General features: G+C 29.3%; 10 protein-coding genes. All 10 read right to left on the reverse strand.

What is annotated here, in order from left to right; translation table 11 throughout:
• Positions 1-208 precede the first annotated feature (208 nt).
• Positions 209-853: a diphthine--ammonia ligase gene (locus tag J7G74_RS02595; protein WP_297131531.1), complete on the reverse strand. Its 645-nt coding sequence runs from the start codon at positions 851-853 to the stop codon at positions 209-211.
• A gap of 35 nt (positions 854-888) precedes the next feature.
• Complete coding sequence (hemB, locus tag J7G74_RS02600) at positions 889-1,863, reverse strand: porphobilinogen synthase (RefSeq protein WP_297131532.1); 975 nt, start codon at positions 1,861-1,863, stop codon at positions 889-891.
• Between the two features lie 11 nt (positions 1,864-1,874).
• The gene (cobA, locus tag J7G74_RS02605; RefSeq protein ID WP_297131540.1) at positions 1,875-3,392 is read right to left on the reverse strand and encodes a uroporphyrinogen-III C-methyltransferase; all 1,518 of its coding nucleotides are present in this window, start codon (positions 3,390-3,392) and stop codon (positions 1,875-1,877) included.
• A 23-nt stretch (positions 3,393-3,415) separates the two neighbouring features.
• The gene (gene hemC / locus J7G74_RS02610; protein ID WP_297131542.1) at positions 3,416-4,315 is read right to left on the reverse strand and encodes a hydroxymethylbilane synthase; all 900 of its coding nucleotides are present in this window, start codon (positions 4,313-4,315) and stop codon (positions 3,416-3,418) included.
• A gap of 36 nt (positions 4,316-4,351) precedes the next feature.
• Positions 4,352-5,059 carry a cobalt-factor II C(20)-methyltransferase gene (locus tag J7G74_RS02615; RefSeq protein WP_297131544.1) on the reverse strand — a complete coding sequence of 236 codons (708 nt, stop codon included), beginning with the start codon at positions 5,057-5,059 and terminating at the stop codon, positions 4,352-4,354.
• An 18-nt stretch (positions 5,060-5,077) separates the two neighbouring features.
• The gene (locus tag J7G74_RS02620; RefSeq protein ID WP_297131547.1) at positions 5,078-5,872 is read right to left on the reverse strand and encodes a sirohydrochlorin cobaltochelatase; all 795 of its coding nucleotides are present in this window, start codon (positions 5,870-5,872) and stop codon (positions 5,078-5,080) included.
• Between the two features lie 27 nt (positions 5,873-5,899).
• The gene (gene cobK, locus J7G74_RS02625; protein ID WP_297131549.1) at positions 5,900-6,646 is read right to left on the reverse strand and encodes a precorrin-6A reductase; all 747 of its coding nucleotides are present in this window, start codon (positions 6,644-6,646) and stop codon (positions 5,900-5,902) included.
• Entirely contained in the window at positions 6,643-7,368 is a 726-nt protein-coding gene (gene cobJ / locus J7G74_RS02630) for a precorrin-3B C(17)-methyltransferase (protein ID WP_297131552.1), read from the reverse strand. Before cobJ ends, cobK begins: the two co-directional genes overlap by 4 nt.
• On the reverse strand, positions 7,365-8,426 hold the full coding sequence (gene cbiG, locus J7G74_RS02635) for a cobalt-precorrin 5A hydrolase (protein WP_297131555.1): 1,062 nt from the start codon (positions 8,424-8,426) through the stop codon (positions 7,365-7,367). The genes cobJ and cbiG overlap by 4 nt, the downstream gene beginning before the upstream one ends.
• Positions 8,410-8,824: SAM-dependent methyltransferase (locus tag J7G74_RS02640; protein WP_297131558.1), on the reverse strand; the 415-nt coding region annotated here is incomplete at its 5' end. The genes cbiG and J7G74_RS02640, both read right to left, overlap by 17 nt.

Here is an 8,824-nt window from a genome sequence, read left to right on the forward strand (position 1 = left end):
CTAACATCTTAATTAATCACTTAAATAAAAAATTCGCTTCGCTTAAACCACTGCGCGGGCGCTCCACTTCATGTCGCCAACGACTGCGTCCGTTGCTCAAGTAATAAGGTTGAAAATTATATATTATATACAAAGCAGATAACATATAATTTCCTTACAATTAAAAAACACCTCAAGGTTTGACCTTGAGATGTTTAAATTTAATCATTTATATAATCAAAGATCCATAATTATCTTTAATCTCTATATTTTCACATTTAATATTTATTTTATTATTAAAAATAGGTCCATCAACTACAAAAGTATGGTATTCGCCATTTTCACCACATACGTCAGCTCCAGTTTCTTTTATTTTTTTAACTAAATCTTTTGTTAAAGTTTTTCCTAAGAAATCTGAACTTATATAATCTAAGTTAACTTTTTTTATTATAGCTTTGAAGCCACTTTCAATATTTTCATAAACTAATTTTTCTCTATCTTCTTGCCATAGAGGGAATTCATATTTTAAACCTGAGTTCTCAGCTCTATCAACACCCCACTGTCTATGTAGTTCAATATCTATATCACCATATACAACAGATTCAGCTCCCATTTCTTTTGCAACTCTAAGCTTTTCTTCGAATCTATCCTCATATTCTGATACATCACATTCCACATATATAATAGGTAAATCTAAACTTTGACTTACTTGTTCTAGCAAATCATAATTTAATCCATGAGTCCAAGACTCTGTAGTTGATTTTTCTATAGTAGTTAAAAGGGCTACTGGTTTACATCCTTCTTTAATTTTTCTATACATTGCTAATATGCAATCTTTACCACCACTATATGATAAAACAAATTTATTGCTCATAATATTCCCTCCTATTGTCTTATCACTTATAATAACTAATTATTTTTTAACATTCTAGCTAAGTCCTTAGCAAAATAAGTGATTATTATAGTTGCTCCTGCTCTTTTTATAGACATAACAGCTTCATATATAGCACTTTCATTTAATAATCCTTGTTTAACAGCTAATTTTAACATTGAATATTCTCCACTTACATTGTAAGCTGCTATAGGCATATTATAGTTATCTTTGAATCTTCTAATTACATCTAAATAAGATAGAGCTGGTTTTACCATTATGATATCAGCTCCTTCTTGAATATCTAATTCTGCTTCTATCATAGCTTCATTTGAATTTGCTGGATCCATTTGATATGTTTTTCTATCTCCAAATGCTGGTGCTGAATTTGCTGCTTCTCTAAATGGTCCATAGAATGATGATGCATATTTGGCACTATAAGCCATTATAGCTACATTTTCGTATCCATTTTCATCTAAAGCATTTCTTATTGCACCAATTCTTCCATCCATCATGTCAGATGGAGCAACCATATCAGCTCCAGCTTTTGCATAGCTTAAAGATATTTTAGCAAGATACTCTAAAGTTTTGTCGTTATCCACATATCCCGTTTCCGTTAATATACCACAGTGCCCATGGCTTGTATATTCACACATACAAACGTCACATATTACATCCATTTCAGGATTTATTTCTTTTATTTTTCTAACTGCTCTTTGTAAACATCCATCATCATTAAATGCTTCACTACCACAGCAATCTTTTTTATAATCATCTGGTACACCAAATAATAACACGTGTTCAATACCAAGTTCAGTTAATTCATTTATTTCATCTTCTAATTTATCTACTGAAAAATGATAAACACCTTCCATAGAAGATATTTCTCTTTTTATATTTTCACCATCAACTATGAACAAAGGATATATTAAATCTTCCACTTGAACCTTTGTTTCTCTCACTAAATTTCTTATAGCTTTTGTACTTCTTAATCTTCTTAGTCTTTTTAACATAATAATCACCCCTAATTTAATACTAATTCTTGTGATATTGCAGCTATCATACTATCAATTGTAGCTTCTTCTGATTCTCTATAAACTTTTAAACCAAATTCTTCTATGGTCTTTGTTGTTATTGGTCCAATAGAAATGATTTTTAAATCATTTAATTTATTTAGATTTTCTTCTCCAATTAAGGTTATAAAGTTTTTAACTGTTGAAGAGCTAGCAAAAGTAATATAATCAAGTTCTTCATTTTGTATGATTTTTAGTGCTTCATCTTTTTTTGAAGAATCAATTACTGATTCATAAGTGATGACTTCTTTTACACTACATTTTTCACTTAATTTATTAATTATAAAATCTCTAGCATTTTTTGCTCTTGGTATCAAAATCCTATCATTTTCATTTACTATATCCTTTAATTCTTCGTAAAGTCCTTCTGCAACATATTTTTTTGGCACTATATCAGGATTTATCCCCCTACTTTTAATATACTTTGCAGTCTCTAATCCAACAGCACATATTTTTATGTTATAAAGAACTCTACAGTCATACCCCATTTCATTTAATTTATCAAAGAATATTTCTACCGCATTCTTGCTGCTAAAGATAATATAAGAATAAGCTTGAATTTGTTTTATTTCATTTTCTAATTCAATATTGTTCTCTATTTTTTCAATTTTTATAGTTGGTATTTCTATTGGATTTCCACCCATATCATTGATTTTTTCAACTAAAGAACTACTTTGTATTCTAGATCTAGTTACAACTATATTTTTACCAAATAAAGGTTTTTCCTCAAAGAAGTTTAACTTATCTCTAAGATTTACCACACTACCAACTACTATTAGTGTTGGTGGTTTAATTTCTTCTTTTATAGCAACTTCATAAGCATTCTCTAAAGTGGCTGTGATAACTTTTTGATTATATCTTGTTGCCCAACTTACAAATGCAACAGGAGTGTTTTTATCTTTTCCCTCTTTAATTAAGTTTTCACTTATACTTTTTAAGTTAGCAATTCCCATTAAAAATACTAATGTACCTTTAACATTAGCTAGTGCATTCCAATTTATTTCCTTAGTTTCTTTTCCATCTTTTCTAGGATGTCCTGTTATTACATGAAATGATGAAGCATGGTCTCTATGAGTTATAGGAATTCCTGCATAACACAACCCTCCAATAGGAGATGTTATTCCTGGTATAACTTCAAAATCAATTCCCTCATCTCTAAGAAGTTCTGCCTCTTCTCCACCTCTTCCAAATACATAAGGATCTCCACCTTTTAATCTAACTACAACCTTACCTTCTAATGCCCTATCTGCTATTAATCTATTAATATCATCTTGTGGTAATAAGTGGTTACTAGATGCTTTGCCTACATTTATAAATTCACAATCTTCCTTTGCTTCTTTTAAATAATTTATATTTGCTAATCTATCATATACTATTACATCAGCTTTTCTTATACATTCTAAACCTTTAAGTGTTATAAGTTTATAATCTCCAGGTCCAGCCCCTACTAAGTAAACTTTTCCATTCATGGTTTTCATACTCCTTAAACTCACTATAACTTGTTATATTCATTAAGAACTTCTTTAGCCAAGTCATATCCTATTTTATTAGCATCACTTACTTTACCCTCTATAGATTTAACAACTAATTTTTTTCCATCTTCATCTCCGTAAAGACCTGTTAATATTAGTTTTTCATTATGAATTTCACAGTAAGCCCCCATTGGAACATGACAGCTTCCATTGACTCCAGTTAAAAATCCTCTTTCTGCCGCTACTTGTATTTCTGTTGCTTCATCTTTAATATGAGAAATAATTTCTTCCATATATGAATCATCTTCTCTTATTTCTAATGCAAGAGCACCTTGTGCTGGAGCCGGTATCATTATATTAGTAGGCAAATAATAACTTATACGATTTTCTAAACCTGCTCTTAATAAACCTGCCGCTGCTAAAACAACTCCATCAAGATTCTCATCTTCGATTTTTTTTATTCTAGTCTCAATATTACCTCTTATAGGTACTATTTCTAAGTCTGGTCTATATTTAAGAAGTTGATATGTTCTTCTTTTGCTTCCTGTCCCTATCTTAGCTCCCATAGGTAAATCTTCTATAGTTTTATAGCCTTCTTTTAAAACAAGTATATCTCTAGGATCTTCTCTTCTTGGCACACTGGCAAACTTTAATCCATCTGGAAGAATTGATGGCATATCCTTCATACTATGTACCGCTAAATCTATTTCTTTATTTAAAAGCTGCTGCTCTATTTCTTTTGTAAATAGTCCCTTATCACCTATTTTATGTAAAGGTAAATGTGTTACTAAATCTCCCTTAGTTTTTATAACCTTAACTTCAAATTCAATCCCTGGGTTAACTTTTTTTAATGCGTCTACAACCCAGTTAGTTTGAACAAGGGCTAATTTACTACCTCGTGTTCCAACTACTATCTTCATAATACGTCTCCTTATTTTGTAGGAATTATAGTTTTATTATCTCTTCTTATTATTTTTATTTATTAATATTGTTGAGAAGTATGATATCTTCTCATCAATATGCTCATCTCTTAAATTAGTAAATACCTCTTCTTTTTCTTGTGATGAATTACTGACTAATATAGCATAGTCAATTAAATCATATTTTTTTAATTTATCAATAATCATATGTATTCTCTTATAAACTTTCATCAAAACTATACAGTCATATTTTTCAAAAGCTTCATCAATTTTTTCTTCCTCCATTGTACAAGGAATTATGATAAGCGGATCAGTGTCCATCACCAAAGGGAAATTTTGATTAGATGCTATATTAGAAAATGATGAAATTCCAGGTATTGTTTCAACTTCTATATCTTCCATTAATCTTTCCATTATATATACATATGTACTATATATCATTGGGTCTCCTAGTGTTACGAATCCAACATTTTTACCACTTTTCACATCTTCTACTATTTCACTAGATACCATGTTCCAAGCTTGTTCCTTTTCGAATTCATTAAAATTCATTGGAAAATGTCTAGATTTAATGTGTAAATCTGCTGGTAAATATTTAGAAACTATTGATAATGCTAAACTTTCCCTACCTTTTTTTGATTCTGGAGTATATAATATGTCTATATTTTGTAGTGTCTCTACTGCTTTTACTGTTACTAATGAACTATCACCAGGTCCAGTTCCTATTCCATAAAATTTTGCCATGTATCTTTCCCCCTAATATTAACTACTTACTTCTTGTAAATCTCTTATACAATCTAGCGCATGATTTGCAAATTTATCTTGTATATATGGATTTTCTCCAAGTCCCTTTAAATGAACTTTTACTTCAAATCCTTCATTCTCTAAAATAGTCTTCCATGAATCTTCTTCATCACTTGCCATATCATTTATAGCATGGTCTCCTGCCACTAGCATAAATGGCATTAAATCTACTATTTTTATATCTTTTTCTTTTAAGTTTTTGATAACTTGTTCTATTTCTGGATATCCTTCAACTGTACCAACAAATGCATTCATTCCATAATCTCTAAACATACACTCTATTGCTGGATAAGCTGAGTGACTTTCATGCTCAGTTCCATGTCCCATAAATACTATAGCTTCGTCTATTTCCATTTTATCAATCTCTTGCTTTACTGCTAAAACTGTTTCTCTATAATCATTTATATAAGTTAATAAAGGTCTTCCAAGTGAAATTCTATCAAATTTATCTTTATAACTTTCTACTGTATCTTTAAGTTTGTTATATTCTTCACCACATATAATATGAAGAGATTGTACTACAACTTCTTCATAACCCTCATTATAAAGTCTATCTAAAGCTTGTATAGGATTATCAATTATTATGTTATCTCTTTTTCTTAATTTATTTATTATCATATTCGAAGTGAATGCTCTATAAAAATCATATCCTTCAAAACTTTCTTTAATTTTATTTTCACACGGTTCTATTGTTTTTCTTCTTGTCTCATGATAGCTTGTTCCAAAACTAACTACCAATACAGCTCTCTTCATAATCTCTCTCTCCTCATCAAAATAAATCTATATCAAACCTTTTAACTCTTCTATACTTCCTACTTTATTTGGATAATTTATACCTTTTCTTTTTATAATGATTACTGGTATATTTAATTTTTTACATGCATTAACTTTTTCTAAGAAACCTCCTGCGCTTCCACTTTCCTTAGTTATAACCAAATCAATATTATACTGTCTATATGTAACTTCATTCATTTCTTCAGAAAAAGGACCTTTCATAGCTATAATATTATCTGCGTTAAATCCTATTTCTTCACAGTTTATTAGAACTTCACTTGTTGGTAATATCCTTGCAATCAAGTTTTTATCTTTTATCATTTCTTTATATAAATGAAGATTTTTGCTTCCTGTTCCAATAAATATGTTATTTCCTAAGTTATTTGCTATCTTGCAAGCTTCTTCAATATCCTCGACTATGTATTTGTTATCATAGTCTATTTTATTTATTAAAGATTCTCTTTCAAATCTAAGATATTCTATCTCTGAAGTCTCACATGCTTTTATAGCATTCCTTGATACTTCAACTGCATAAGGGTGTGTAGCATCTATAATCTTTGTTATACTATGTTCTTTTATATAATCGACCATATCTTCTATAGTTAACTTTTTTAAAAGTACACTATCTGTGCACTTTCTTGCTAATTCTTCTCCATAGCTTGTAGTAACTGAGACTACGTAACATAGTTTATATTGATTCAACAGATTACATATTTCTATACTATCTGAAGTTCCACCTAAAACTAAAATCATATTTCATATCCTCTTGGAGTTATCATTAAATCATTTTCTATATAAGTTGCTTTGTTACCGATTATAACCATAGTTGTCATATCAACCCTTTCAAAGTCCATATTATCGAAAGTACATATAAATTTTTCTTCATTTGCTCTACCTACATCTTTGACAATACCAACTGGTGTAGATCCATCTTTAAATTCACTCATAATTTTAAAAGCTGTAGCTAAGTGTTCACTTCTTCCTTTACTTCTTGGATTATATAAACAAATGACAAAGTCAGCTTCAGCTGCTAATTTTAATCTTTTTTCTATAACTTCCCATGGAGTTAATAAATCACTTAAACTTATATGACAAAAATCATGCATTATAGGAGCACCAAGAACTGCTGCTGCACCTATACTTGCAGTAACCCCTGGAACTACCTTAACTTTTATATCACTTTTTTCTTTTGTGACTAATTCTAATATAAGTCCTGCCATTCCATAAATACCAGCATCTCCGCTACTTATTACAGCTACTTTTTTACCAGTTTTAGCTATTTCTATGGCTTCCTTACATCTTTCTATTTCTTTTCTCATTCCATTTTGAACTACTTCTTTATTAGCTATAAATTCTTGAATTAAATTTATATAAGTTTTATATCCTACGATAACTTCAGCATCTTCAATTGCTTTTATAGCCTCCTCAGTCATCATATTTTTACATCCAGGTCCTATACCTATAACATATATCATATCTCAATTCTCCCTATTGAAAATGTAATTCCCTTGTACTTATGCTTTTCTACAATTAGATTTCCATTACTTAGCAAATGTGCTACTGGCTCTGCAACAGAGTAGACTCCAACGCTTTTTTTTACCCATTCAGATTTATCATATAAATAATCTACTTGTGATATTTCTTCCCTAGTAAAAGTTTTAAAAGGAATCCTCAAATATTTACTAAGATTTAAAATTGCTTTCTCATCTTTTTTTACATCTATACTACCAATTTCTTTAATTGCATTAATATCTATATTTTGTTGTTGCAGAAAATCTACTAAAGAATCTTTCATATACTCACTATCAGTATCTTTCCTACATCCAATACCAATTACAATATCCTTTGGTATTACTTTAATAAGATTTTTCTCACTAAAATCTAAATTAGTATGAATACTTTTCTTATTACTAATAATTACTATAGTATCTATATTTCCTAGGTTGTCCTTATCAATTAATGTAAATCCCCTAGTATCTATAGAGTAATTTCCATCTAATAATAATCCAACTTTTTCATTATTAACAATCATAGAATTAACTTTAAGAACATTATCTCTAAAATTATCAATATAAGCATTTAATTTCTTTGCTATCATATCCAATGATGATTTTTCATTCACATCAGTAGCTGTGGTTATAACTGGGTTTGAGTTAATTAAATCACTTATATATAAAGTCATCTCATTAGCACCTCCCATATGACCACTAAGTAGACTGATTATATTTTTACCTTTCTCATCTGTAACTAAAATAGCTGGGTCACTAAATTTACTAACAACTAAAGGTGCTATAGTTCTTATAACAATTCCCGTTGCCATAATGAAAATAATATAATCATATTGATTAAAAATCTCTGGAACAAAATCTTTTAATCTTTTATTAATATGAATAACATTAGTTTCATTTTCTACAACCTCTCTTTTTATAAAGTATAAATCTGCATTTTTTATATTGTTTTTTATATTAATTCCTAAAGATTTTCCATTTTGAGTTATAGATAATATGGCTATTTTTTTATCCTCTATATTCATGAATAAAGTCCTTATCATATAGCTTTGAATTATTGTATTCTTTTCCTAAAAACTCTCCAACCATTATTAAAGCAGTTTTTCTTATGTTATTTTCTTTTACTTTTTGTGCTATATCTTCCAATGTTCCTTTAACTACCTTCTCATCTGGCCATGTTGCTTTATATACAACTGCTATTGGAGTAGTTTTTGCATATCCTCCATCAATTAATTTTTCTACAACTTTTTCAATTTCTTGAACTGAAAGGAATATAACCATAGATGTTTGATGTGTTGCAAAAGATTCAATAGATTCTTTAGGTGGCACTGGAGTTCTACCTTCCATTCTTGTTATAACAACACTTTGAGAAATTTCAGGTACTGTATACTCAACTCCTAAAGCTGATGATGCTCCTAAGAAA

It is taken from the genome of Terrisporobacter sp. (genome assembly GCF_017888745.1).
GTDB lineage: Bacteria > Bacillota > Clostridia > Peptostreptococcales > Peptostreptococcaceae > Terrisporobacter.